At 58.1% G+C, this 25,445-nt stretch carries 23 protein-coding genes; 5 read left to right on the top strand and 18 right to left on the bottom strand.

Annotated features, from left to right (window positions below):
• Nucleotides 1-1,006 precede the first annotated feature (1,006 nt).
• From RYC18_RS07305 to RYC18_RS07295, 3 genes are all read left to right on the top strand, one after another.
• Nucleotides 1,007-1,624, top strand: a complete 618-nt coding sequence (locus RYC18_RS07305; RefSeq protein WP_002551994.1) for a TetR/AcrR family transcriptional regulator — start codon at nucleotides 1,007-1,009, stop codon at nucleotides 1,622-1,624.
• A gap of 81 nt (nucleotides 1,625-1,705) precedes the next feature.
• On the top strand, nucleotides 1,706-2,815 hold the full coding sequence (locus tag RYC18_RS07300; RefSeq protein WP_316884720.1) for an efflux RND transporter periplasmic adaptor subunit: 1,110 nt from the start codon (nucleotides 1,706-1,708) through the stop codon (nucleotides 2,813-2,815).
• Nucleotides 2,812-5,901, top strand: a complete 3,090-nt coding sequence (locus RYC18_RS07295; RefSeq protein WP_016981457.1) for an efflux RND transporter permease subunit — start codon at nucleotides 2,812-2,814, stop codon at nucleotides 5,899-5,901. Before RYC18_RS07300 ends, RYC18_RS07295 begins: the two co-directional genes overlap by 4 nt.
• A gap of 2 nt (nucleotides 5,902-5,903) precedes the next feature.
• On the opposite strand, the gene thiO is transcribed toward RYC18_RS07295, so the two are convergent.
• The 7 genes from thiO to RYC18_RS07260 are packed head-to-tail and all read right to left on the bottom strand — an operon-like array spanning nucleotide 5,904 to nucleotide 12,856.
• The gene (gene thiO, locus RYC18_RS07290; RefSeq protein WP_316884717.1) at nucleotides 5,904-7,016 is read right to left on the bottom strand and encodes a glycine oxidase ThiO; all 1,113 of its coding nucleotides are present in this window, start codon (nucleotides 7,014-7,016) and stop codon (nucleotides 5,904-5,906) included.
• A 27-nt stretch (nucleotides 7,017-7,043) separates the two neighbouring features.
• Entirely contained in the window at nucleotides 7,044-7,454 is a 411-nt protein-coding gene (locus RYC18_RS07285; protein ID WP_016981459.1) for a type IV pilin protein, read from the bottom strand.
• Between the two features lie 11 nt (nucleotides 7,455-7,465).
• On the bottom strand, nucleotides 7,466-10,666 hold the full coding sequence (locus tag RYC18_RS07280; RefSeq protein ID WP_316884712.1) for a pilus assembly protein: 3,201 nt from the start codon (nucleotides 10,664-10,666) through the stop codon (nucleotides 7,466-7,468).
• Nucleotides 10,653-11,159, bottom strand: coding sequence for a PilX N-terminal domain-containing pilus assembly protein (locus tag RYC18_RS07275; protein WP_029240949.1), 507 nt, complete (start codon nucleotides 11,157-11,159; stop codon nucleotides 10,653-10,655). The genes RYC18_RS07280 and RYC18_RS07275 overlap by 14 nt, the downstream gene beginning before the upstream one ends.
• 11 nt (nucleotides 11,160-11,170) lie before the next feature.
• The gene (locus tag RYC18_RS07270) at nucleotides 11,171-11,878 is read right to left on the bottom strand and encodes a PilW family protein (RefSeq protein WP_004659630.1); all 708 of its coding nucleotides are present in this window, start codon (nucleotides 11,876-11,878) and stop codon (nucleotides 11,171-11,173) included.
• The gene (pilV, locus tag RYC18_RS07265; RefSeq protein ID WP_005733840.1) at nucleotides 11,875-12,390 is read right to left on the bottom strand and encodes a type IV pilus modification protein PilV; all 516 of its coding nucleotides are present in this window, start codon (nucleotides 12,388-12,390) and stop codon (nucleotides 11,875-11,877) included. The genes RYC18_RS07270 and pilV overlap by 4 nt, the downstream gene beginning before the upstream one ends.
• The gene (locus tag RYC18_RS07260) at nucleotides 12,380-12,856 is read right to left on the bottom strand and encodes a GspH/FimT family pseudopilin (protein WP_004659632.1); all 477 of its coding nucleotides are present in this window, start codon (nucleotides 12,854-12,856) and stop codon (nucleotides 12,380-12,382) included. Before RYC18_RS07260 ends, pilV begins: the two co-directional genes overlap by 11 nt.
• A 131-nt stretch (nucleotides 12,857-12,987) precedes the next feature.
• On the opposite strand from RYC18_RS07260, the gene RYC18_RS07255 reads away from it, so the two are divergent.
• A complete protein-coding gene (locus RYC18_RS07255; RefSeq protein ID WP_316884706.1) occupies nucleotides 12,988-13,488 on the top strand; it encodes a GspH/FimT family pseudopilin in 501 nt (166 codons plus the stop codon).
• A gap of 6 nt (nucleotides 13,489-13,494) precedes the next feature.
• Here the strand turns inward: RYC18_RS07255 and ispH are convergent, their stop codons facing one another.
• The 6 genes from ispH to murJ all read right to left on the bottom strand — a co-directional run bounded on the left by ispH (nucleotide 13,495) and on the right by murJ (nucleotide 20,908).
• Nucleotides 13,495-14,442 carry a 4-hydroxy-3-methylbut-2-enyl diphosphate reductase gene (gene ispH / locus RYC18_RS07250; RefSeq protein ID WP_004659634.1) on the bottom strand — a complete coding sequence of 316 codons (948 nt, stop codon included), beginning with the start codon at nucleotides 14,440-14,442 and terminating at the stop codon, nucleotides 13,495-13,497.
• 58 nt (nucleotides 14,443-14,500) lie between these two features.
• Nucleotides 14,501-14,977: a peptidylprolyl isomerase gene (locus RYC18_RS07245; RefSeq protein ID WP_002551981.1), complete on the bottom strand. Its 477-nt coding sequence runs from the start codon at nucleotides 14,975-14,977 to the stop codon at nucleotides 14,501-14,503.
• Nucleotides 14,970-15,476: a signal peptidase II gene (lspA, locus tag RYC18_RS07240; RefSeq protein WP_004667306.1), complete on the bottom strand. Its 507-nt coding sequence runs from the start codon at nucleotides 15,474-15,476 to the stop codon at nucleotides 14,970-14,972. Before lspA ends, RYC18_RS07245 begins: the two co-directional genes overlap by 8 nt.
• On the bottom strand, nucleotides 15,469-18,300 hold the full coding sequence (ileS, locus tag RYC18_RS07235; protein ID WP_316884699.1) for an isoleucine--tRNA ligase: 2,832 nt from the start codon (nucleotides 18,298-18,300) through the stop codon (nucleotides 15,469-15,471). Before ileS ends, lspA begins: the two co-directional genes overlap by 8 nt.
• Before the next feature lie 20 nt (nucleotides 18,301-18,320).
• Nucleotides 18,321-19,247: a bifunctional riboflavin kinase/FAD synthetase gene (ribF, locus tag RYC18_RS07230; protein WP_004659638.1), complete on the bottom strand. Its 927-nt coding sequence runs from the start codon at nucleotides 19,245-19,247 to the stop codon at nucleotides 18,321-18,323.
• A 122-nt stretch (nucleotides 19,248-19,369) separates the two neighbouring features.
• Nucleotides 19,370-20,908, bottom strand: a complete 1,539-nt coding sequence (gene murJ, locus RYC18_RS07225) for a murein biosynthesis integral membrane protein MurJ (protein WP_316884696.1) — start codon at nucleotides 20,906-20,908, stop codon at nucleotides 19,370-19,372.
• Nucleotides 20,909-21,158: 250 nt separating this feature from the next.
• On the opposite strand from murJ, the gene rpsT reads away from it, so the two are divergent.
• Nucleotides 21,159-21,437, top strand: a complete 279-nt coding sequence (gene rpsT, locus RYC18_RS07220; RefSeq protein WP_003344603.1) for a 30S ribosomal protein S20 — start codon at nucleotides 21,159-21,161, stop codon at nucleotides 21,435-21,437.
• 201 nt (nucleotides 21,438-21,638) lie between these two features.
• Here rpsT and RYC18_RS07215 read toward each other — a convergent pair whose 3' ends face one another.
• The 5 genes from RYC18_RS07215 to rplU form a co-directional block, all read right to left on the bottom strand.
• Nucleotides 21,639-22,109: a CreA family protein gene (locus RYC18_RS07215; protein ID WP_005777790.1), complete on the bottom strand. Its 471-nt coding sequence runs from the start codon at nucleotides 22,107-22,109 to the stop codon at nucleotides 21,639-21,641.
• A gap of 27 nt (nucleotides 22,110-22,136) precedes the next feature.
• A complete protein-coding gene (proB, locus tag RYC18_RS07210; RefSeq protein WP_005746379.1) occupies nucleotides 22,137-23,255 on the bottom strand; it encodes a glutamate 5-kinase in 1,119 nt (372 codons plus the stop codon).
• Between the two features lie 89 nt (nucleotides 23,256-23,344).
• A complete protein-coding gene (gene cgtA, locus RYC18_RS07205) occupies nucleotides 23,345-24,568 on the bottom strand; it encodes an Obg family GTPase CgtA (RefSeq protein ID WP_002551973.1) in 1,224 nt (407 codons plus the stop codon).
• Nucleotides 24,569-24,784: 216 nt separating this feature from the next.
• Nucleotides 24,785-25,060 carry a 50S ribosomal protein L27 gene (gene rpmA / locus RYC18_RS07200; protein WP_002551972.1) on the bottom strand — a complete coding sequence of 92 codons (276 nt, stop codon included), beginning with the start codon at nucleotides 25,058-25,060 and terminating at the stop codon, nucleotides 24,785-24,787.
• 32 nt (nucleotides 25,061-25,092) lie between these two features.
• Nucleotides 25,093-25,404: a 50S ribosomal protein L21 gene (gene rplU, locus RYC18_RS07195; protein WP_002551971.1), complete on the bottom strand. Its 312-nt coding sequence runs from the start codon at nucleotides 25,402-25,404 to the stop codon at nucleotides 25,093-25,095.
• Between the last annotated feature and the right edge of the window lie 41 nt (nucleotides 25,405-25,445).

Below are 25,445 nucleotides of genomic sequence, written 5' to 3'. Positions count from 1 at the left end.
CAAGGCATTCCCACGCTGGAGCGTGAGGAACGATAAGTGTCTGGGCAACGATAATCTCCACTATCGTGCGACGCTCCGCGTCGGCATGCGTTTCTGGACGCTCTGCGTCCTATCCTGAATAAGCGGCGCGGCGCAGATTTGTGACGCAGAGCGTCACGCAAGGCATTCCCACGCCGGAGCGTGAGGAACGATAAGTGTCTGGGCAACGATAATCTCCACTATCGTGCGACGCTCCGCGTCGGCATGCGTTTCTGGACGCTCTGCGTCCTATCCTGAATAAGCGGCGCGGCGCAGATTTGTGACGCAGAGCGTCACGCAAGGCATTCCCACGCTGGAGCGTGAGGAACGATAAGTGTCTGGGCAACGATAATCTCCACTATCGTGCGACGCTCCGCGTCGGCATGCATTTCTGGACGCTCTGCGTCCTATCCTGAATAGGCGGCGCGGCGCAGATTTGTGACGCAGAGCGTCACCCCAGGCATTCCCACGCTGGAGCGTGAGGAACGATAAGTGTCTGGGCAACGATAATCTCCACTATCGTGCGACGCTCCGCGTCGGCATGCGTTTCTGGACGCTCTGCGTCCTATCCTGAATAGGCGGCGCAGAGGAGATTTGTGACGCGGAGCGTCACCCCAGGCATTCCCACGCTGGAGCGTGAGGAACGATAAGTGTCTGGGCAACGATAAAATCTCCACTATCGTGCGACGCTCCGCGTCGGCATGCATTTCTGGACGCTCTGCGTCCTATCCTGAATAGGCGACGCAGCGCAGATTTGTGACGCAGAGCGTCACGCAAGGCATTCCCACGCTGGAGCGTGAGGAACGATAAGTGTCTGGGCAACGATAATCTCCACTATCGTGCGACGCTCCGCGTCGGCATGCGTTTCTGGACGCTCTGCGTCCGGTCCCGGTTGGATGTCGCGTGCGTTGAGACCGTAATGATCGTGACCAATCCCCAACAATGTCACTTATTGTCCCCTTACTCCAATGTCAGTAAGCTCCGCACCATGAGCAAAAACATCAGCAATCCCGCAGCAGGCCGTGGTCCGGTGGACCATGAGATTCGTGATCAGATCGTGATTGCGGCCACCGAACATTTCAGCCAGTACGGTTACGGCAAGACCACCGTGTCCGATCTCGCCAGGGCGATCGGTTTTTCCAAGGCGTACATCTACAAATTCTTCGAGTCCAAACAGGCCATCGGTGAGATGATCTGCGCCCACTGCCTGAGTGAAATCGAGGCCGAAGTCAGCGCCGCAATCAGCCAAACGGACCAGCCACCGGAAAAGCTGCGACGCATGTTCAAATCAGTCGTTGAGGCCAGCATTCGCCTGTTTTCGCAGGACCGCAAGCTGTACGAAATCGCCACATCGGCAGCTACCGAACGCTGGCAGGCGACGCTGGTTTACGAGGAACACCTCAAGGCAACTCTCCGGGACATTCTGCAGGAAGGCCGACAGACCGGCGACTTTGAGCGCAAGACGCCTCTTGATGAAACGGTCATGGCGATCTATTTGGTCATGCGCCCCTACATCAACCCGCTGCTGCTGCAATACAGCTTCGAGCACACCGACGAAGGGCCGAGTCAGTTATCCAGTCTGGTGCTGCGCAGTCTGTCGCCTTAACAAAACAACACTTGTGACTATTGACTAAATTGGTCACTGGAATCAAAGTGCAGACACTGATCACTGCACATTGAGATTCCCATGCTCCGGCACCGATTCGTTTTGCTTGCTCTCGCCAGTGTTCTGCCGGCTGTCCTGACCGGCTGCAACGAAAAAACGCCAGCGGACCCGCGCACAGAAGCGCCATTGGTGCGCGTTGCGAGCCTCCAGGAGGCCGGCCTGGAGCCCCGTTCCTTCACCGGAACCGTAGCGGCGCGGGTGCAAAGCGATCTTGGTTTTCGGGTGTCCGGCAAGGTGCTGGAGCGGTTTGTCGATACCGGGCAGGCAGTCAAGCGCGGTCAACCGTTGATGCGTATCGACCCAGCCGACCTGAAGCTCGCTGCCAACGCCCAACGCGAAGCAGTGAACGCAGCTAGAGCCCAGGCAAAGCAGGCCGCAGACGAAGAGATACGTTACCGAAGCCTGCGCAGCAGTGGCGCCATTTCAGCGTCAAGCTACGACCAGATCAAGTCGACGGCGGATTCGGCCAAGGCTCGACTCAGTGCAGCCGAAGCGCAGGCAGAAGTTGCTCTCAATGCAACTCGCTACGCAGACCTTGTGGCGGATGCCGACGGCATTGTCATGGAAACCCTCGTTGAGCCCGGCCAAGTCGTCAGTGCAGGGCAAGCCGTGGTACGCGTGGCACACGCCGGACCGCGTGAAGCGGTTATTCAACTTCCGGAAAACCTGCGCCCCCGTATCGGTTCTACCGCCCAGGCCACGCTGTTCGGCAATCAGGACCTCAACGCCACAACACGTTTGCGACAGCTGTCGGACGTTGCGGACCGTCAGACCCGCACCTTTGAAGCTCGCTGGATACTCGAGGGCGAGATGGCAAATGCCCCACTGGGCACCACCATCACCGTGAAAATCCCCAGCGCAGATAGCGCCGGGCAAAGCACGTTGCGGGTGCCAATCGGCGCGCTGTATGACGCAGGCAAGGGACCGGGCATCTGGGTCATTCAAGGGGAGCCAGCACAGGTTTACTGGACGCCAGTAGTGGTTCAGCAACTTGATGACGAGCAAGCCAGCATCAGTACGCAGCTCAAGCCAGGCACACGAATAGTCGCACTTGGCGCGCACCTTCTGCACGAAGGTCAGCCAGTAAGAGTGACCGCTCAAGCGGCCTTGGCACAGAGCGCGCGCCCATGAGTAATGACCGTTTCAATCTGTCAGCGCTGGCCGTCCGCGAGCGCTCGATTACCCTGTTCCTTGTTTGCCTGATTTCGCTGGCCGGGATCATTGCCTTTTTCAAACTGGGCCGGGCCGAAGACCCGGCATTTACAGTCAAGGTAATGACCGTGGTGTCCGTCTGGCCGGGAGCAACCGCCCAGGAGATGCAGGATCAGGTGGCGGAGAAGATCGAAAAACGCCTTCAGGAGCTGCGCTGGTACGACCGCGCTGAAACCTACACCAGACCGGGCATGGCATTCACAACCCTGACTCTGCTCGACAGCACGCCGCCGTCGCAAGTGCCGGATGAGTTTTATCAGGCGCGCAAGAAAATCGGTGACGAGGCCATGACCCTTCCGTCCGGGGTTATCGGGCCGATGGTCAACGACGAGTATTCGGACGTCACCTTCGCGCTGTTCGCGCTGAAGGCCAAAGGCGAGCCGCAGCGCGTACTGGCGCGTGACGCCGAATCGCTGCGCCAGCGCTTGCTGCATGTGCCGGGAGTGAAGAAGGTCAATATCGTGGGTGAGCAGCCCGAACGAGTCTACGTCGAGTTCTCTCACGAGCGACTGGCAACGCTGGGAATAAGCCCTCAGACGGTATTCGCCGCGCTGAATGACCAGAACGCGCTGACTGCCGCGGGCTCGGTCGAAACCCGAGGACCGCAGGTATTTATCAGGCTCGACGGCGCTTTCGATGAGCTGCAGAAAATTCGCGATACGCCTGTTGTGGCACAGGGCCGGACATTGAAGCTGGCGGACATTGCCACAGTAAAACGCGGTTACGAAGATCCGGCGACGTTCATGATTCGCAACGGCGGCGAGCCTGCGCTGCTGCTGGGAATTGTCATGCGCGATGGCTGGAACGGGCTGGACCTGGGAAAGGCACTGGACCAGGAAGTGGGCGCGATCAACGCCGAACTGCCACTGGGCATGAGCCTGAGCAAGGTCACGGATCAGGCCGTCAATATCAGTTCGGCGGTCGATGAGTTCATGATCAAGTTCTTCGTCGCACTGCTGGTGGTCATGCTGGTCTGTTTTATCAGCATGGGCTGGCGTGTGGGTGTGGTGGTTGCTGCCGCCGTCCCGCTGACCCTGGCGGTGGTCTTCGTGATCATGGCCATGAGCGGCAAGAATTTCGACCGGATCACGCTGGGCTCGCTGATCCTGGCACTCGGGCTGCTGGTAGATGATGCGATCATCGCCATCGAAATGATGGTGGTGAAGATGGAAGAAGGATACGACCGCGTCGCTGCTTCCGCATACGCGTGGAGCCACACCGCCGCGCCGATGTTATCCGGCACGCTGGTCACCGCCGTCGGCTTCATGCCCAACGGCTTCGCGCGCTCCACGGCAGGCGAATACACCAGCAACATGTTCTGGATCGTCGGTATCGCGTTGATTGCCTCGTGGGTGGTCGCCGTGTTTTTCACCCCGTATCTGGGCGTCAAATTGTTGCCTGATGTGAAGCAGATCGAAGGCGGACATCAGGCGCTTTACAACACGCCGCGCTACAACCGCTTCCGTCGGATTCTGGCGCGCGTCATTGCAGGCAAATGGCTGGTAGCAGGCTCGGTCATCGGGCTCTTTGTGCTGGCCGTGCTTGGCATGGGACTGGTCAAGAAACAGTTCTTTCCAGTGTCCGATCGTCCTGAAGTATTGATCGAACTGCAGATGCCTTATGGCACCTCGATTTCTCAAACCAGTGCGGCCGCTGCAAAAGTGGAAAGCTGGCTGGCTGAACAGGCGGAAGCCGGGATCGTCACCGCCTACATTGGTCAGGGTGCGCCACGCTTCTACATGGCGATGGGGCCGGAATTGCCTGACCCGTCATTCGCCAAGATCGTAGTGCGCACCGACAGCCAGGAACAGCGTGAAACGCTGAAGCACCGATTGCGTCAGGCTATTTCCGAGGGGCTGGCCGCCGAGGCACAGGTAAGAGTCACGCAACTGGTCTTCGGCCCCTATTCGCCCTACCCCGTCGCTTACCGTATTGCCGGACGCGACCCGGAAACACTGCGCAGCATTGCGGCGCAGGTACAACAGGTTCTGATCGCCAGCCCGATGATGCGCACCGTCAATACCGACTGGGGCACACGTACTCCGGCGCTGCATTTCACTTTGCAACAGGACCGTATGCAGGCCATGGGGCTGAGTTCCAGTCAGGTGGCTCAGCAACTGCAGTTTCTCCTGACAGGTCTGCCCGTTACGGCAGTGCGCGAGGATATTCGCACCGTGCAGGTCGTCGCCCGCTCGGCCGGCGACACCCGACTTGATCCGGCGAAGATAATGGACTTCACCCTCACCGGCGTCGACGGGCAACGTGTTCCGCTGTCGCAGATTGGTACCGTTGATGTGCGTATGGAGGAACCGGTGATGCGACGGCGCGACCGCACGCCGACCATCACTGTGCGGGGCGACATAGCCGACGGCCTGCAACCACCGGATGTGTCGACAGCCATAACCCGACAGTTACAGCCGATTATCGACAAGCTGCCCAGCGGTTACCGGATCGAGCAGGCAGGTTCAATCGAGGAGTCCGGCAAGGCCATGACAGCGATGTTGCCATTGTTTCCGATCATGCTGGCGGTCACGCTGATCATTCTGATTCTTCAGGTGCGTTCGATATCCGCCATGGTCATGGTCTTCCTGACCAGTCCGCTGGGGCTGATCGGTGTGGTGCCTACGCTGATTCTCTTTCAGCAGCCATTCGGCATCAATGCACTGGTCGGGCTGATCGCACTGTCCGGCATTCTGATGCGCAATACGCTGATTCTGATTGGCCAGATACACCACAACGAGCAGGCGGGGCTCGACCCGTTTCAAGCGGTGGTCGAGGCTACCGTACAACGTGCGCGCCCCGTGATACTGACGGCGCTGGCCGCCATTCTGGCCTTTATCCCGCTCACCCATTCGGTATTCTGGGGCACGCTGGCCTACACGCTGATCGGCGGCACCTTTGCGGGTACGGTGCTGACCCTGGTGTTTCTGCCGGCCATGTACTCGATCTGGTTCAGGATCAGGCCGGATGGCAGCGGGCGACGACTGGAGACACAGCCCGCCTGAATTCAGTCAGTCGGTAAATGCAGACGCCCTGAAGGTGTATAAGGCGCAGGATCAATAATGGGCTCGCGGTTCAGCAGCAGGTCAGTGATCAACTGGCAGGAAGCCGGGGCCAGCACCAAGCCGTTGCGGTAATGACCGCAGTTGAGCCACAGGCCATCAAACCCGGCCAAGGGCCCGATGAACGGAATGCCCTCGGGCGAACCGGGACGCAGGCCTGCCCATTGGGCGACAGGCTCAGCGTTGGCCAGTTCCGGAAGCAATTCGATGGCCGACGCTTTGAGGCTTTCCAGCGCGGCATGCGTGGTGGTCTTGTCGAAACCTTCATGCTCCAGGGTGCTACCGATGAGTATGTGGCCGTCACGGCGCGGGATCGCGTAGCGCCCTTTGGCCAGCACCATGCTCGATAGAAAGTCCGACGCACACTTGTAGAGAATCATCTGGCCTTTTACCGGCTCGACCGGCAGGTCCAGACCAAGGGTCTTGAGCAGTTCACCACTCCACGCCCCCGCCGCCAGAATCACCCGATCCCCGGTTACATCGCCCGAAGGCGTGCTCACGCCCGAAACCCTGCTACCCTCGCGCACAAAACCGCTGACTTCGCACTGCTCGCGAATCTCGACATTGGGCATCGCCAGCAAGGCAGCCTTGAGCGACTTGACCAGCCGGGGATTGCGCACGTTGGCCACATCGGCCATGTAGATAGCCCGCGAATAGCCCTCCCCCAGAACCGGTACGGCATCATGCACCGCCGAGATATCGACACTGGTCAATGAGCGTTTCTCGCGCACCGCCCATTCAAGCGCGGCCTGTTCGTCGTCAAGGTCGAGCCAGTATAGGCCTGTCCTGTGAACCTCGGGATCGATGCCGGTCTGTGCGAACAAGCGCTCGGCGAGATGCGGGTAGAAGTCCTGCGACCAGTGCGCCAGCGCGGTGACTGCCGGGCTGTAGCGCCACGGATAAAGCGGCGAAACAATCCCGCCGCCCGCCCAGGAAGACTCTTGCCCGACACCCGAGCGATCAAGCAAAACGACGCTGACCTGCTCGGAGGCGAGATTGAAGGCGGTCAGCAGACCTATGACGCCACCGCCGACAATGACTGTTTTTTGCTTGGACATCTTGGTCTCGGGACAAGAAAAACGGTTTTAGCGGCCCCAGCAGTCTTTGGTGGTCACGCCCGAGGTAGCGCCAGTGTTGCTGCGCGCACCGGTGTTGGTGATCACGAAACTGCCGCACTTGTCACCGGCCATCAGCGTGCCGGCTATGGGTGTAGCCGTCAGGGTGAAGTCGGTGGCAGTGGGTACCAGCACTATCGTGTAATAGGAATTGCCTCCGCTCACGGTAGCGCCTACATAAGTAGAAGTAGACGAATTGCTTCGCGAATAAAAGCGCTCCAGCGCCTGGGTCTGCTCTGACAGCAGGCTGGCAATCGCCGACCGCTGGGTACGCTTCACGTACTCGGTGTAGCTGGGATACGCGATGGCCGCCAGAATACCGACAATCGCCACGACGATCATGAGTTCGATCAACGTAAAGCCCCTGGATATCGCTCGCATGATTCGTTTCCCTATTGGATTTGTCGCCACATGATGCGTTGGTTGCCACTCCCGCCCTTTTCATTCAGAACATCAGGCGAATTGCCCGTGGAGTTATTAACGATCTTCACATCATTGCCGTTCCCGGCACCCGAGACGATAGCTGAGACGACCGGGATGCCGGTGTACCCCAGTCCCGCGACAAGCAGGTCTGAACTGTTGATAGCGCTATCGCCGCTGGTATCGAGCACCTGATAGTTAAGCATGCTGCCAGTCGCGGCATTGAGCTCGAATAAACGACCGGTGCCGGTGCTTTCACAAGGGTCGGCGGAGTTTACGGATGCAGTCGAGAAAATAATCCGGCCCCTACTGGTCTGCGCGGGATAAATGATTCGCTCCCCCAGATAGGGTGCTACTGCGGAGAGCGGCATGTACCAGCCTTTCTTGACTGACCAATCCACATCATTGGTTGTCGATGTGAAATAGGTAGTTCCGTTACTGATGACGCTGCCATTGACCGCCTGCGCCTGCAGGTTCGCCTCGACAGTGCTACCCGTTCCGGAGTCGGCATCCCATATCGCGTAAAAGTCCTGAAGGGCAGTGGTTTGCTTGTCTGCAACTTCCAGAAACTTGCCTGTCCCGAAATAAACGATCTTGCCGTTGAGCGGATGATCGAGCACGAAGGGTTGAACCGTTATCGGTTGGTTGGCACCACGCGGTGCCGTGAACAAAGGCGCGCCGCCAAAAGCCACTTTCCAGCTGGCGGCGGTTGCACCACTCATGTCGAACTTCCACAGCCGCCCTTTCAGGTCGCCCGCGTAGGCAGCCTGAACCACGTTCTGAGCGTTGACACGCAATTTGACCGAAGAAAGCCCGTTATCGGTTTCGTTGTTAAGCACCGGCGTCTGGATCTCGGCAATGAACGCCCCGGTATTGGCATTCAGTACATACAGCGACGCTCTGCCGGTGAAACTGCCATAACCGTTCCCGACCACCATAATCCCGGTGCCATCCGCCATCCGCGCGACATCCGGTTTGGAATAAGCATATCCAAGATTGTTGAATTTGTTGTTGGTGTCGGACGTGTCAGGTGCCTTGACCTCCCATAACGCGCTGACGGTGTTACTCGTCCCCTCAAATAGCTTGATTGCGAAGAACGCCTTGCCACCAGCCCCGGTCCCACCATAAGCGACGGTGCGCCACGCTGAACCGGCTGACAATTGCGTATCAAACACTGCAATCTGCCCATCCACGGTGAACTTGTGCACGCCGGATCCATAAGTGGTCGATGCGATGGTAGCCAGTGAAGTCAGGGCGGTGGATGGCATGTAGGCGTATCGTCTTGAACCATCACTGGTATTGATAACGTTGAAAAAGCCGTCATTGGCATTGGCCAGAATGCTGGGAGTCATGCTGTTTGCCTTGGTGGCCAGATAGGTGGTGTAAGTGGTGTCACCCGTCAGGTCGGCGGCGGTCTTTTGTGAAGGGAATGCAGTACCAAGCGAAGAGTTGACTATATCGCCCAGCAGCCGGGTACGTGTCCTGAACTTCGCGTTGGTGGTCCCCTTGGCCCAGGCGATAAGCTCTGCCCCGGTGGCATTGGTTGGCAAGGTAGCGTTCAGTGCTGTCTGTTGAGCAGTGCTGAAGGCGTTGTAATCCAGAGCGATCCTCCCCGGAGTGGCAACGTTCCAGGATTCGAAGACCGGTGCCGTTGCCCCACTGACGATGGCGGTGTCGGTAGTCCAGACCGGTGCACTCAACGCTCCATTGGTCTGATCCAGGTTGTAGGCTTTGATAGTGCCATGCCAATCGGTTGGGTCGTAAAGCGTCTGGTAGAACTGAGTCCCCGACTGGAGCGTTGATGAGTTTGCCGCCCCGCCTGCGCCAGAACCGACCTTGGCATAAATGTCGCTCAATGCCAGATTCAAGGCAGATGTCAGCCCCGCGCTGTCATTGGCCTGGAAGTATTTGCCATGGCCATGATTATCATCGGTCGCATCGTTCAACATCTGATTCGATGCAGTGAACCCGATGGTATAGGTGCTCATATTCTGTTTCACAAAGCCTGCGGTGTCCCAGCTTTTGCCGGTCAGGTCGCCCCCGGCAGTCACAGCGTCCCGGCGCAGATCGATGTCATAGGCGAACTTGGCAAGATCGTCCAGATACAGCGTATCTCCCTCACCATCGCCAGACAGGTTGGCACCGTCATTGGCTGCGTTCAAATCCCAATTGGGTAGCGAGCGAGTGGTGTCCAGGACATCGTCAGGGTCGTTGGTGGGGAACGTACGATCATAGGTGGGCAAGCCATCGGTAATCACGACGCCATAGTTTTTCTGGCAGCGGTACTGGATCGGACTCACATAGGTCGATCCGCTTTGATAGAACGGCGTCATCCCCCGGAAGTAGCGGGTGATCTCGTAATAGGTTTCAGCCAGTGGGGTATTGGCTGACGGGGTCAGGTTGGTGATGGCCGTTTTGAGGTCAGTAATATTCTGCGTAGCCTGCTGTTGAGAGACGCCAGTGGTTTGATAAGTGCTGACCGCTACCGGAGAGAGGTCCGCGACCACCCTGGCAATCTTGCCTCCGGGACCAGGATCACTGTTTGTGGGTTGGTTGAAAGACGCGAGGCCAATCCTGAGCGATGTATTGTTGGTCACCAGATTGGTCGCCACGGTTTTCGCGACGTTCATTCGATAGTCATTGGGAATTACGCCATTGGTGTAGTTTCGAACACCAAAAAAGTTGGGGCTGACCAGATCAATGAGATAAGACAGGTAATCAGCGGTATAACGGGTCAGCCCGCTACCGGCTGGATCCGGCAAATTAAGGCAGTACTGAATGCCATTGCGAAATACTGCACGACCGCCAAATGGACACATGAGTGAAAGCGTAAATATGCTGTTGGCGTTGATATCCCCCACCGACAGGGTCTGGTCGTCCGAAATGGTGCTCATGAACGGGCACGCTACGGTAATCAAGCCACTCAGGCACTGAGTCGAGTAGTAACCAATATTCGGACGATTGACCGATGCGTCAAACCCTGAATCCCAGATGATGTTGTACATACTGCCCGAGTTATCGACCAGCAACATAAGGTTTGGTGGCACCGCCGGAGAGCTCAACAGGGGCACTTGCGCTGGCGTGAAGGCATAAACCGGGCTTGCCAGATACAGCGCAAGCAGCGCGCCATAAAGGTATTTCAAGCCACCACGAAGCGCCTTAGCAATTGGCATAGATACTCTCCAGCACCGTTCGCGAGGTGCCTTGAATGGCGATGGCTGTTACCCGATACATCGTTACCGAGCCCGTACAATTTGCAGGACGTTTTATGGGCGTAGGCGTTGTACCCAGATTCTGAATGCCAAACATCGCAGCGCTAGTTCCGATCCAGGTCACCCCGGAAGTGCCCAGCCCCGGATTCTGTACCGTTGTCGAATCAACAGGCGGGGCGCAGGCAGCAAATGAGTTACAGACTGCCATTGCAAAATTGGACTCCATGATCCTGGACTCACCGAGACGCAGCTGTGCCTCGGCTGCCTGAAACGAAACATTACGAACCGTCACACTGCCCGCCATCTTCTCCTGCAATGTGGCGTTCTGCATGGAGGAAATGCCCAGCAATGTCAGCAGCAACAGGAACACAAGACTGACCAGCAGCACCATGCCGCGCTGTCTGGCAGGGAAAGCGTAAGTCTGTGTTGAGGTGAAATGCATGGTCTTGTTCATACCCGGCCCGTTCACAAGCGATTACGCAGGTAAGCAACAACGTTGTACTGCTGACTCTTGACGATGCCATTCTGCCCATCCTGCAGCGTCAGACTGATACGAACGCTACGAACGTTAGCAGCATTGGCCTTGGTGACTGCCGTGGTATAGAACATCGGGTTGCCTGCCATTCCAAAGGAAACTGTAAAATCCGCGACATTCTGCAATAGCGGTTGTACATCGCCGCCCGTACCGTACTGGATGGTCAAATTTGTACCGGTAAGCTTGTAAACCAGCTGCCGCAGCGGAAAAGCCGTTTCCCCCGCAGCAGGTGCCCGACTGTTTGCGTAGAGCTGTGTAGTAGTCTGGCAGTTTGAAACGATAGTCCAGGTCGGCGTACCGCCTGCGGTACCGACATCGGTCGTCACCAGGGTGAGCGTCTTGGTCGGGTTATCCCAAAGAATCGGATTATCCAGCGCAGCAGGCCAAGGGACTGCGGGAGCTACAGGCGTGTAATTGCTGAAACTCAGGCAACCATACATACCCGTCATCCGGATTTCCTGAGTCAGTTTACTCAGTATGAACCGGGCATCTTCCTGCATCCGGGCAGCTGCATTCTGGCTTTGATAAGTGCCTCTGGCGGCAGTGAATATCTGCACGATACCCAGGCTGACAACCAACCCCAGCACCAGCGCCACCATGATTTCGACCAGACCGAAGCCTTTGGACGGTTTTCTCATGGGTTGACCCCGATCCGGGAGACCAGTTTGAAGATCTGAGTGGTCGGGCTGACGGTCGTATTCCCTGTTGCCTGATTGCTCGAACCCGCAGCGCGTGCATCGCTCCAACCAATGATGATAGTCACCTCCGGAGCCTTGCTGACATCAATACTGCCCGTGCCGCTTGCGCCCGCAAAATTAACGATATTGGTTTTGAAATCATACAAATCCTGCACCCTGGCATCGTTCGGGTTGGCGACTTGCTCCGTAGCCAGACTCGCCAGGGCATAGTTCGCCAGGACATTGGTCGACCCGTTGGCACTCGCATTGCCATCAACATTCGCCCGAATACGATCCATCATGTCGTACGCAATGAAGCTGGCCTGGCTGGTCATGGCCGAACTGTCGGTGTATTTGAGGGCATTAAGCTGGATAGCGGCTGCCCCCAGCAGGCCTATAGCCAGGATCAGTACCGAAACCAGCACCTCGATCAGGGTCATGCCGGTCTGGCGATGTCGGGTTTCATTGGGCATTGCAGCTTCCACTGAGGACGATCCGGCCTGTCAGGCAGATACTCATGGTTTTGGTAGTACTGCCTCGGGTGTAGGTCATGGTTACCAGCGAAGACGGCGCGATTAGCCCGCCCAGATTGTTGAAATCGAATGCCGCCACATTGGGATCCGCCACCAACGTACCGCCGCTGCTCATTGCAGCCACTGTACGAAGCGCCTTCTTGTTGGCATCGGAAACCAGATAAACCTGCAATTCGCCAGTCCACGCCGTCCCGCTGGTCGGTGCAATACGCACCGTCACTCCCCGGTTTATCGCCTCAAGTCGCGCATAGTTGAGCGCCCGCTGCAAATCGCTGAGCTCGGTGTCGGCCTTGTTGCTCTGAATGGAACTGGTGAAACTCGGGATAGCGATAGCCGCAAGGATGCCCACCAGGGACACAGTGACTAACAATTCGATGAGGCTGAATCCCTTGGCTATATGACGCATTGAGTGTCTCCTAGACGTTACGACTATAAGGCAGCAATGCCGCAGGAAAATCCATAGCGGGACGTACGGTTGTTTTGTGACGACGAACGCCCGCAAGGTTCTGAAACCGCGGTTTCCAGGGAGGAAAGCATATGAGGCATGCAGGGTTCACACTGATCGAATTATTGATCGTCGTTGCACTGATGGGCATTCTGGCCAACGTCGCAACACCTTCCTTCAAGCAACTGATCGAATCCAGTCGCGGGCTCGCCGCCGCTCAGGAGCTGGCCAGCGGTATCCGGTCAGCAAGAGTCGCCGCTATAACGCGCAATCAGATCGTGACGATTCATGCCATTGACGGTGACTGGAGCAACGGCTGGCGGATCATACTCGACCTGGACGGCAAAGGCCCCGACGAAAACGATACGCTGCTTGTAGAGCGCGCCAATGGCGGAATGACCCGCGTGGTCGGCAACCAGAAAGTGACGGAGCGACTGAGTTTCAACGGCCTGGGCAACTTGCGCAACAGAACCAACGGCACGTTGCATGTGTGCCTAAACGACCAGCCGGTCAGCAGCTATCGCGTGATAGTTGCGCCGACTGGACGGGTCAGGATAGAGGACACGAAGCGTGATGTTGCGTTGTGCGGGTAGGCAGCTTCAGAGCAGCGACTTGACGCGCAATTCCTTGGGCATGGAGAACGTGATGTTCTCCTCGCGACCGGCGAGTTCATCCGCACCGGTGGCGCCCCAGGCTTGCAATTGCTGGATCACACCACGCACCAGAACTTCCGGGGCCGACGCACCCGCGGTGATGCCAATACGCTCGACGCCTTCGAACCAGCCTTGTTGCATGTCCTCGGCACCGTCGATGAGGTACGCCGGAGTCGCCATGCGCTCGGCCAGTTCGCGCAGGCGGTTGGAATTGGAGCTGTTCGGACTGCCCACTACCAACACCACGTCACACTCGTCGGCCAGTTGCTTGACCGCATCCTGACGGTTTTGCGTGGCGTAGCAGATGTCGTCCTTGCGCGGACCGCCAATGGCCGGGAAGCGCTTGCGCAACGCGTCGATCACCCGGCTGGTGTCATCCATCGACAAGGTGGTCTGGGTCACGAACGCCAAGGAATCAGGGTTGCGCACCTGCAGGCTGGCGACGTCCTCTTCGTCTTCGACCAGATAGATCGCGCCGCCATTGCTGGCGTCGTACTGGCCCATGGTGCCTTCGACTTCCGGGTGACCGGCGTGGCCGATCAGGATGCACTCGCGGCCGTCACGGCTGTAACGGGCGACCTCGATATGCACCTTGGTCACCAGCGGACAGGTGGCATCGAATACTTTCAGGCCACGGCCAGCTGCTTCGGTACGCACCGCCTGGGAAACACCGTGGGCGCTGAAGATGACAATGACATCATCCGGCACCTGGTCCAGCTCTTCGACGAAGATCGCACCACGAGAGCGCAGGTCTTCGACGACAAATTTGTTGTGAACGACTTCATGGCGCACATAAATCGGCGGACCAAACACTTCCAGAGCGCGATTGACGATTTCGATCGCGCGGTCCACTCCGGCACAAAAGCCGCGGGGGTTGGCGAGTTTGATTTGCATGCTGTGCCTCATGGTTGGTACGGGGCAGCCCGGCCTGGGCCGGGCTTGATGGCGAAGGTCAGGAAGCCAGAATCGCCTTCACTTCGAAGATTTCCACTTCAAAGCTCAGTGTCTTGCCTGCCAGCGGGTGATTGAAGTCGATGGTTACCTGATCATCATCGAAAGCCTTCACCACGCCGGGCAATTCGGTATTGGCGGCGTCGTTGAAGATCACCAGCAACCCTTCGGACAGTTCCATTCCCACAAACTGCGAGCGTGGCATGATCTGCACGTTTTGTGGGTTGGGCTGACCAAAGGCGTTTTCCGGCGGAATTTCCACGGTCTTACGATCGCCCGCCTTGAAGCCGAAAATCGCCATTTCGAAACCGGGCAACAGGTTGCCGTCACCAACCTTGAACGTGGCCGGGGCCTTTTCGAAGGTGCTGTCGACGGTATCGCCGTTTTCCAGACGCAGGGCGAAGTGCAAGGTGACCTGCGTATTCTGACCGATGCGCAGCTCGCCAGACGAGCCTTGAGTCGAAGACTGCTCAGTCATTGACGGTTTCTCCGGTTTTCTTGCTCTTGAACATATCCAGCGCCAGCATGATTGCGCCGACAGTGATCGCGCTGTCAGCGACATTGAACGCCGGGAAGTACCAGCGGTTCTGCCAATGGACCAGAATGAAGTCGATCACATGGCCCAGCACGATACGGTCGTATAGGTTGCCCAGTGCGCCGCCAAGTACCAACGCCAGTGCAACAGCCAACCATGTATCGTCGCGCCCCAGACGCTTGAGCCAGACGACCAGCACGGCACTGACCACAATGGCGATCAGGGCAAACAACCAGCGCTGCCAGCCGGCACCGTCTGCCAGAAAACTGAAGGCAGCACCGGTGTTATAGGCCAGGGTCCAGCTGAAGAAGTCCGGAATCACAATGATCTGCTGGTACAGGCTCAAGGCGTTCTCGAAGTAGTACTTGCTGGCCTGGTCAATGACCAGAACCAGCACGCTCAACCACAGCCAGGCCAGACGGCCAAACGAGGTGTCAGGCATAGTGACGGACCTCGCCTGCACCGCTGATGTTGTCTACGCAACGGCCGCAGATTTCCGGATGCTCAGGGTTTACCCCCACATCCTCGCGATGGTGCCAGCAACGGGCACACTTGGCGTGGCTGGACTTGAGCACTTTGAGTTTCAGGCCCGCGACCTCGGTAACCACCGCATCAGCCGGAGCAGACAACAATGGAGCAACGCTGGCAGTCGAGGTGATCAGCACGAAGCGTAGTTCGTTGCTCAGCTTCGACAGATCGGCGACCAGCGAATCTTCAGCGTACAGGGTCACTTCGGCCTGCAGGTTGCCGCCAATGGCCTTGGCCGCGCGCAGGTTTTCCATTTCCTTGTTGACCGACGTCTTCACCGCCATGATCCGTTCCCAGTAGGCGCGGTCCATTTCGAAGTCGGCAGGCATTTCAGTCAGGCCTTCATACCAGGTGTTGAGCATCACCGATTCGTTACGCTCGCCTGGCAGGAACTGCCACAGCTCGTCGGCGGTGAACGCCAGGATCGGCGCGATCCAGCGCACCAGCGCTTCGGAGATGTGGAACAGTGCGGTCTGGCAGGAACGACGCGCGGTGCTGTCGGCAGCCGTGGTGTACTGGCGATCCTTGATGATGTCCAGATAGAACCCACCCAGCTCCTGCACGCAGAAGTTGTGGATCTTCGAGTACACGTTCCAGAAGCGGTATTCGCCGTAATGCTCTTGCAGCTCGCGTTGCAGCAGCAGCGTGCGATCCACGGCCCAACGGTCCAGCGCGAGCATTTCTTCAGCCGGCAGGATGTCGGTTGCCGGGTTGAAGCCCGACAGGTTGGAGAGCAGGAAGCGCGCAGTGTTGCGGATACGACGGTAAGCATCGGCGCTGCGCTGCAGGATCTGGTCGGAAACGGCCATTTCGCCCGAATAGTCAGTCGCCGATACCCACAGGCGCATGATGTCCGCACCCAGCGAGTCGTTGACCTTCTGCGGTGCTACCACGTTGTTCAGCGACTTGGACATCTTGCGGCCGTTCTCGTCGACCACAAAGCCGTGGGTCAGCAGCTCGCGATACGGTGCGTGATCGTCCAGCATGCAACCGGTCAGCAGCGACGAGTGGAACCAGCCACGGTGCTGGTCGGAACCTTCCAGGTACAGATCGGCACGTGGACCGCTTTCATGGCCCATCGGATGCGAACCGCGCAATACGTGCCAGTGCGTGGTGCCCGAGTCGAACCAGACGTCCAAGGTGTCGGAGATCTTGTCGTACTTGGCAGCCTCGTCACCCAGCAGCTCGCTGGCGTCCAGCTTGAACCAGGCTTCGATGCCCTCTTTCTCGACACGCTGCGCCACTTCTTCCATCAGCTCGACGGTGCGTGGGTGCAGGTCGCCGCTTTCCTTGTGCAGGAAGAACGGAATCGGCACGCCCCAGTTGCGCTGACGCGAGATGCACCAGTCAGGACGGTTGGCGATCATTGAATGCAGACGCGCCTGGCCCCATGCCGGAACGAACTCAGTGTCTTCGATGGCCTTGACCGCACGCTTGCGCAGGGTCTCGCCGCTCTCAGGCTGTTTGTCCATGCCCACGAACCACTGCGCAGTGGCGCGGTAGATCAATGGCGATTTGTGGCGCCAGCAGTGCATGTAGCTGTGGCTGATGGTTTCGGTGTCCATCAGGCTGCCGACTTCGACCAGCTTGTCGATGATGTTCTGGTTGGCCTTGAAGATGAACTGGCCACCGAAGAACTCCAGCGACTCGACATACACGCCGTTGCTCTGCACCGGGCTGATGATGTCGTCGTTGCTCAGGCCGTACTGCTTGCAGATATTGAAGTCGTCTACGCCATAGGCAGGCGAGGAGTGAACGATACCGGTGCCGGCACCCAGCTCGACATAGTCAGCCAGATAGACTGGCGACAGGCGGTCGTAGAACGGGTGGCGGAAGTTGATCAGCTCCAGCGCCTGACCGGTGGTGGTCGCGATGACCGTGCCTTCCAGCTTGTAACGGGCCAGACAGCTTTCGACCAGTTCGGCGGCCAGTACCAGCAGTTTGTCGCCGACATCGACCAGCGCGTATTCGAACTCGGGATGAACGTTCAGCGCCTGGTTGGCAGGGATCGTCCACGGTGTGGTGGTCCAGATCACGATGGAGGCAGGCTTGCCCAGCGCGGGCAAGCCGAACGCCGCCGCAAGTTTTGCCTCATCGGCGATCGGGAACGCGACGTCGATGGTCGAGGACTTCTTGTCCTGATACTCGACTTCGGCCTCAGCCAGTGCCGAGCCGCAATCGAAACACCAGTTGACCGGCTTGAGGCCCTTGAAGACGAACCCGCCCTTGACCATCTCGGCCAGCGCGCGGATTTCCCCGGCTTCGTTGGCGAAGTTCATGGTCAGGTATGGATTGCTCCAGTCGCCCAGCACACCCAGGCGGATGAATTCTGACTTCTGGCCTTCGATCTGCTCGGACGCATAGGCGCGGCACAGCTCACGCGTACGGTCTGCGGAGAGGTTCTTGCCGTGGGTCACTTCAACCTTGTGCTCGATCGGCAGACCGTGACAGTCCCAACCCGGCACGTACGGGGCATCGAAGCCCGCCAGGGTCTTGGAACGCAGGATCATGTCCTTGAGAATCTTGTTGACCGCATGACCGATGTGAATATTGCCGTTGGCGTACGGAGGACCGTCGTGCAGGACGAACTTGGGACGATCCTTGCCAATCTCGCGCAGCTTCTGGTACAGGCCAATGCTGTCCCAGCGCTGCAGAGTTTGCGGCTCGCGCTGGGGCAGGCCGGCCTTCATAGGGAAGGCGGTGTCCGGAAGGTTTAGCGTGGCTTTATAGTCAGTCATTTCAGGCTCTTGTTTAGCGGTTAGCCATGCCAATGGGCACGGGCGGCGGCGACGTCCGCATTGATCGCCGTCTTGAGCGCCTCCAGTGAGGCGAAACGCTGCTCATCACGCAGCTTGTGGTGGAAAGCCACCGTCAAACGCCGGTCGTAAAGATCGCCGGCAAAATCCAGAAGGTGCACTTCAAGGTGGGCACTGCCATCACCCGCTACCGTCGGACGCACACCGATGTTGGCGACCCCCGGCCAGGTTTTGCCATCGATTTCCGTGCTGACCAGGTAAACCCCGCTCAACGGCACACGACGACGCTTGAGTTGCACATTGGCGGTGGGCGTACCCAATTGACGCGCCAGCTTCTGACCATGCAATACCCGTCCAGTGATCTGGAACGGACGACCAAGCATGCGTTCGGCCAGGGCAAAATCCGACGCAGCCAAGGCCTTGCGTACCTTGGTACTGCTGACCCGGATGCCATCTATTTCAACGGTCTGCGCCGCTTCTACAGTAAATCCATACGTCGTGCCGGCCTGTTGCAGGAAGTCAAAATCGCCGACCCGGTCAAAACCGAAGCGAAAATCGTCGCCTACTTCTAGGTGTTGAACGCCGAGGCCGTCGATCAGCACGGTTTCGACGAAACTCGCGGCACTCAGCTTGCACAGTCGTTGATTGAAGGACAGGCAAAGTACCCGGTCAACGCCTTCGGCACTCAGCAGCTCGAGTTTGTCACGCAGTCGGGCCAGACGTGCCGGAGCGGTCTCGGGAGCAAAGAACTCACGCGGCTGCGGCTCGAAAATCACCACACAGCTGGGCACACCCAATTCGACGGCACGCTCGCGCAGACGCGCCAGGATAGCCTGGTGGCCGCGGTGAACGCCGTCGAAATTGCCAATCGTGGCGACGCAGCCCCGATGTTCGGGGCGCAGGTTGTGAAGGCCTCTAACCAGCTGCATAACGCACTTCTTGCTCATAAAGTGGCCGATTATAACCACACACGGCCGTGGGCGACAGGCAACACACCAAGACCGGATGAAGGTTCTTGGCGTGGCCCCAGAAAACAACGATCAAACCGGGCCTACATAATGGCCTTGCGGGCGAAATCCCTCAGGCGAAAGCCCAGCAACAGAAGCATGGCGAAGTAAGTCACGACACCCGCCGCAACCAGCGCACCCACACGCAGAAAGCGCTCCAGCATATGACCTTCGTCCCACGCCGGCATGACGTGCATGAGCCCGAGCAGCACAGCCGACATCACCGCAACAGCCACCACCAGCTTCAACAGAAACACCGTCCAGCCAGGTTGCGGCTGAAACAGATCCTGTTTGCGCAACTGCCAGAACAGCAACCCGGCGTTGATACACGCCCCCACACTAATGGCCAGCGCCAGACCGGCATGTTGCAAGGGCACGATGAAGGCCAGGTTGAGCAACTGAGTCACTATGAGGGTGAAGATCGCGATTTTCACCGGGGTGCGGATATTTTGTTGGGCATAAAAGCCGGGAGCCAGCACCTTGATCAGGATGATCCCCAGCAACCCGACTGAATAAGCAACCAGAGCACGCTGGGTCATGGCTGAATCAAGCGCATCGAATCTACCATACTGGAACAACGAAACGGTCAACGGCTCGGCGAGCAACCCCAGCGCCAATGTGCAAGGCAGGACCAGCACGAAACACAGTCGCAGCCCCCAGTCGAGAATCCGCGAATATTCCTGACGATCGCGCTGCGCGTAGGTTTTCGATAGGATCGGCAGCAGGATCGTACCCAGCGCAACACCCAGTACGCCGGAGGGTAATTCCATCAGACGGTCGGCGTAGTACATCCATGACACCGAACCGGCGACAAGGAACGAGGCAAATATCGTATTGATGATCAGAGAAATCTGACTGACAGAAACGCCAAGGATGGCGGGCAGCATCTGTTTCATTACGCGCCAGACGCCGGTATCACGCAGATTCAGGCGCGGCAGCACTAGCATGCCGATCTTTTTCAGGTGTGGCAGCTGGTAGAGCAGCTGTAGCAGGCCGCCGACCAGCACCGCCCAACCCAGCGCCATGACAGGGGGATCGAAGTACGGGGTCAGAAACAGCGCGAAGAAGATCATGCTGACATTGAGCAGCGTCGGTACGAATGCAGGCACCGAGAAACGGTTCCAGGTATTGAGGATCGCCCCGGCCATCGATGACAGGGAGATCAGCAATATATAAGGAAAGGTCACCCGCAGCAGGTCCGAGGTCAGCGCAAACTTCTCAGGGGTGTCGACAAAGCCGGGCGCGGTGGCCCAGATCACCCAGGGTGCAAAGATCACTCCGAGCAGCGTCACCAGCGCCAGCGCCAGGGTCAGCAACCCGGTGACGTAGGCGACAAAAGTGCGGGTCGCCTCCTCCCCTTGCTGGCTCTTGTATTCCGCCAGGATAGGCACGAACGCCTGGGAAAAAGCGCCCTCAGCGAAAATCCGGCGCAGCAGGTTGGGCAGTTTGAAGGCGATGAAGAACGCATCGGTGGCCATTCCGGCTCCGAAAGTGCGCGCGATGATGGTGTCGCGAACAAAGCCCAGAACCCGGGAAACCATGGTGATAGAGCTTACGGCGGCGAGTGACTTGAGTAGATTCATTGAAAGAGTTGTGCGCCTTGGCAAAGGATGGGCGATTAAGCCCGCCATTTATGCGATACTTCGCGCCGCAAAAACGCCCGAAGCAAAGGCCGCGAGTTTACAGGTCACAGGCCGGAAATAAATCCTCCGGTCAAATGTAGCAACCACTCAGCGGAACACCTTAACTGCCCTTGACAAGACTTCAACTCATCGGCATGATTCGCGGCCTATTTTGTTTGCTATTTCACAAAGTCTTTCGAGGAGCTCGACGGTGGCCAACACACCTTCCGCCAAAAAACGTGCAAAACAGGCTGAGAAGCGTCGCAGCCACAACGCCAGCCTGCGTTCCATGGTTCGTACCTACATCAAGAACGTAGTTAAAGCCATCGACGCAAAAGACGCAGAAAAAGCGCAAGCCGCTTATGTTCTGGCTGTTCCTGTTATCGACCGTATGGCCGATAAAGGCATCATCCACAAGAACAAGGCTGCTCGCCATAAAGGTCGTCTGAACGGTCACATCAAGGCTCTGAGCCTTGCTGCTGCAGCCTAAGCGACCCGCTTGTTAAAAAACCGACCTCAGGGTCGGTTTTTTATTGCCTGCTGGAAAGTAGCCGGTGCAACGGAACTTGTGACGCAGAGCGTCACGACAGGCATTCCCACGCTGGAGCGTGAGGAACGATAATTCAACTATCGTGCGACGCTCCGCGTCGGCATGCCTTTCTGGACGCTCTGCGTCCAACCCTGAGCCACATCAAGGCGCGGGCGCGGTTGTCCATGGCAGGATCGGGATTGCGGTCACGGCATTCTGCGGGGTGCCCTCAATGACCCGGTCGCTATAGACCAGGTACACCAGCGCATTGCGCTTCTTGTCGAAGAAGCGCACCACCTGCATGGTCTTGAAGACCAGCGACGTACGCTCCTTGAAGACCTCATCGCCATCCTTGAGGGTTTCCTTGAAGCGGATAGGCCCGACCTGACGACAGGCAATGGACGCCTCGGCACGGTCTTCGGCCAACCCCAGACCACCCCTCACGCCACCGGTCTTGGCGCGCGACAGATAGCACGTCACACCGTCGACCTTGGGATCGTCAAACGCCTCGACCACGATGCGATCGTTCGGCCCGACCATCTTGAACACCGTAGACACCTGACCGATCTCTTCAGCCGAGACCAACACCGGCATCAGCAACGCGGCCGCCAACAAACTTTTCATGAAGCGCATCAAATAGTCCTTTTTTGCAGCCTCGAGTCAGACGAGGATCAGGTTATCCCGATGAATCAGCTCAGGCTCGGCCATGTAGCCCAGCTCGCGCACGATGGATTCGGAAGAGTGACCAATGATTTTCTGGGCTTCGATGGCACTGTAGTTGCTCAGCCCACGAGCGATCTCGCGACCGTCCGGGGCGACGCATACCACCATCTCGCCACGCCGGAAACTGCCCTGCACCAGCTTGACACCCACCGGCAGCAGACTTTTCTGATCCTTGGCCAGCGCCGCAACAGCGCCATCGTCCAGCACCAGCGTGCCGCGAGTCTGCAGGTGCCCTGCCAGCCACTGCTTGCGCGCCGCGAGCATGCCGCGCTCGGGAGACAGCAATGTACCCAAACGCTCGCCACCCTTGAGCCGCGCCAGCACACGCTCGATACGCCCGCCGACAATGACGGTATGCGCACCGGAACGCGCCGCCAGACGCGCTGCACGCAGCTTGGTCTGCATGCCGCCGCGACCCAGCGCACCGCCCGTACCACCCGCCACTGCATCCAGCGCCGGATCATCGGCACGCGCTTCGTAAATGAGTTGTGCATCCGGGTTGTTGCGCGGATCAGCGTCGAACATGCCGTCGCGGTCAGTCAGGATGACCAGCAGATCTGCCTCGACCAGATTGGCAACCAGCGCCGCCAGCGTGTCGTTATCGCCAAAACGGATTTCGTCGGTGACCACTGTGTCGTTTTCGTTGATGACCGGCACAACCCCAAGCTCGACCAGCGTGCGCAGGGTACTGCGGGCATTCAGGTAGCGCTTGCGGTCCGACAGGTCGTCATGGGTCAGCAGAATTTGCGCGGTATGCCGGCCATGCTCGGCAAAACTCGATTCCCACGCCTGTACCAAGCCCATCTGACCGATGGCCGCAGCAGCCTGGAGCTCATGCATGGCGCTGGGTCGAGCCGTCCAGCCAAGACGGCTCATACCGGCAGCCACTGCCCCGGAAGACACCAGCACCAGCTCGACACCCGCCTCATGCAGCGCCACCATCTGCTCCACCCAAACACCCATGGCGTTGCGATCCAGCCCCTTGCCATCCGCGGTCAGCAAGGCACTGCCAATCTTCACAACCCAGCGCTGGGCGCCCGTCACTTTGCTGCGCATCTTCTTCCAACCCTAGCCAGAGATTTTCAAATTCGGGATACAAAAACGCCGCTGACAATCGTAGCGGCGTTCAAGTTTACTTCAAGCGATCAGTCACGGACGTAAATGATTTCCGGACCGTCTTCATCGTCCACATCTTCTTCGTCCCAGTCATCGTCACCGATGTCATGCACGCTCTTCACGCCGCTGCGACGCAGTGCACGCTGATCATCCAGCGCCTGCAACTGAGCACGGGCTTCGTCTTCGATGCGCTGATCCAGCTCGGCCAGCTCTTCAGCATAACCAGGCTCCTCGGCGATACGCTGGCTGCGCTCTTCGAGGTAACGCATGATGTCGCGGGTCAACTGCTCGGTACCTTCTTTGGCAATCGCAGAGATCACGTAAACAGGGCCGGTCCACTCCAGACGATCAACGATCTCCTGCTTGCGCGCTTCCTGCTCCTCTTCGAGGATCTGGTCACACTTGTTCAGCACCAGCCAGCGATCACGCTCGGCCAGCGACGGGCTGAATTTTTCCAGCTCGTTGACGATCACTTCAGCGGCATCCGGAGCACTGCTTTCATCCAGCGGCGCCATATCGACGAGGTGCAACAGCAGGCGGGTACGCGCCAGATGCTTGAGGAAGCGAATCCCCAGACCGGCACCATCGGATGCACCTTCGATCAGACCTGGAATGTCGGCCACCACAAAGCTCTTCCAGCGATCGACACTGACAACGCCCAGGTTTGGCACCAGCGTGGTGAATGGATAGTCGGCGACTTTTGGCTTGGCAGCGGATACCGAGCGAATGAAGGTGCTCTTGCCAGCGTTTGGCAAGCCCAGCAAACCAACATCGGCCAGCACTTTCAGCTCGAGCTTGAGATCACGCTGATCACCCGGCTTGCCCGGCGTGGTCTGACGCGGAGCACGGTTGGTACTGGATTTGAATCGAGTGTTACCCAAGCCGTGCCAGCCGCCCTGGGCGACCATCAGGCGCTGACCGTCTTTAGTCAGGTCACCGATGATTTCCTGGGTAGTGGCGTCGATGATGGTGGTCCCGACCGGCACACGCAGTACCAGCTCCTCACCCTTGCGACCCGTGCAGTCTGCGCTGCCGCCATTGGAGCCGCGCTCGGCATCGAAGTGACGGGTATAACGGTAGTCGACCAGCGTATTCAGGTTGACGTCGGCGACCATGAAGATCGAGCCACCATCACCACCATCACCACCGTTCGGACCACCGTTTTCAATGAATTTTTCGCGACGGAAGCTCATGCAACCGTTGCCACCGTCACCGGCTTTTACTCGAATGGATACTTCATCTACAAATTTCATAACGCACGCCTCCCGCCACAGGGACGAGCAGAACCACATAAATTACATAAGACTCTTGCAAAAATGAGCGTTGCGATACCGATCAGAAACCAGCGACCCCAGGGGTCAACATCACAACAGCCCGCACAAACAGTTTTGCAAGAGACTCACCTGCCTCTCTACCTCTACAAACAAAAAAGCCCCGTCGCAAGACAGGGCTTTTAAGCAACTGCGTGATTACGCTGCGGAGACTTCAGTCTTCGGAACGATGCTCACGTAGCGGCGACCGAAGGCGCCCTTGACCTGAAACTTGATCACGCCTTCCACTTTCGCGAACAGGGTGTGATCCTTACCCATGCCAACGCCGTAGCCAGCGTGGAATTGGGTACCGCGCTGACGCACGATGATGTTGCCAGGAATGATAGCCTGGCCGCCATACATCTTCACGCCAAGGCGTTTGGCTTCTGAGTCGCGCCCGTTACGGGTACTACCACCAGCTTTTTTGTGTGCCATGAGTCAATTCTCCAAATGAGGATTAGGCTGAATTAAGCCTGAATACCTGTGATTTTGATCTCGGTGTACCACTGGCGGTGGCCCATACGCTTCATGTGGTGCTTACGACGACGGAACTTGATGATACGAACCTTATCGTGACGACCTTGCGAAACCACTTCAGCCACAACGGTAGCGCCAGCAACAACTGGAGCACCGATGTTGACGTCGTCGCCATTGCCAACCAGCAGAACGCGGTCGAAAGTGACGGATTCGCCAGTAGCGATTTCCAGTTTTTCAATTTTCAGGTATTCACCTGGGGCGACTTTGTACTGCTTGCCACCGGTAACAATTACTGCGTACATGGTATTTCTCCGAAAATCCTGCTCACCCAGCTCTTTATAAG

The organism is Pseudomonas syringae group sp. 247E2, assembly GCF_032587795.1.
Taxonomy (GTDB): Bacteria; Pseudomonadota; Gammaproteobacteria; order Pseudomonadales; family Pseudomonadaceae; genus Aquipseudomonas; species Aquipseudomonas amygdali.
Note: the sequence above shows the minus strand (reverse complement) of the source record. Positions and strands in the feature narration are given on the sequence as shown.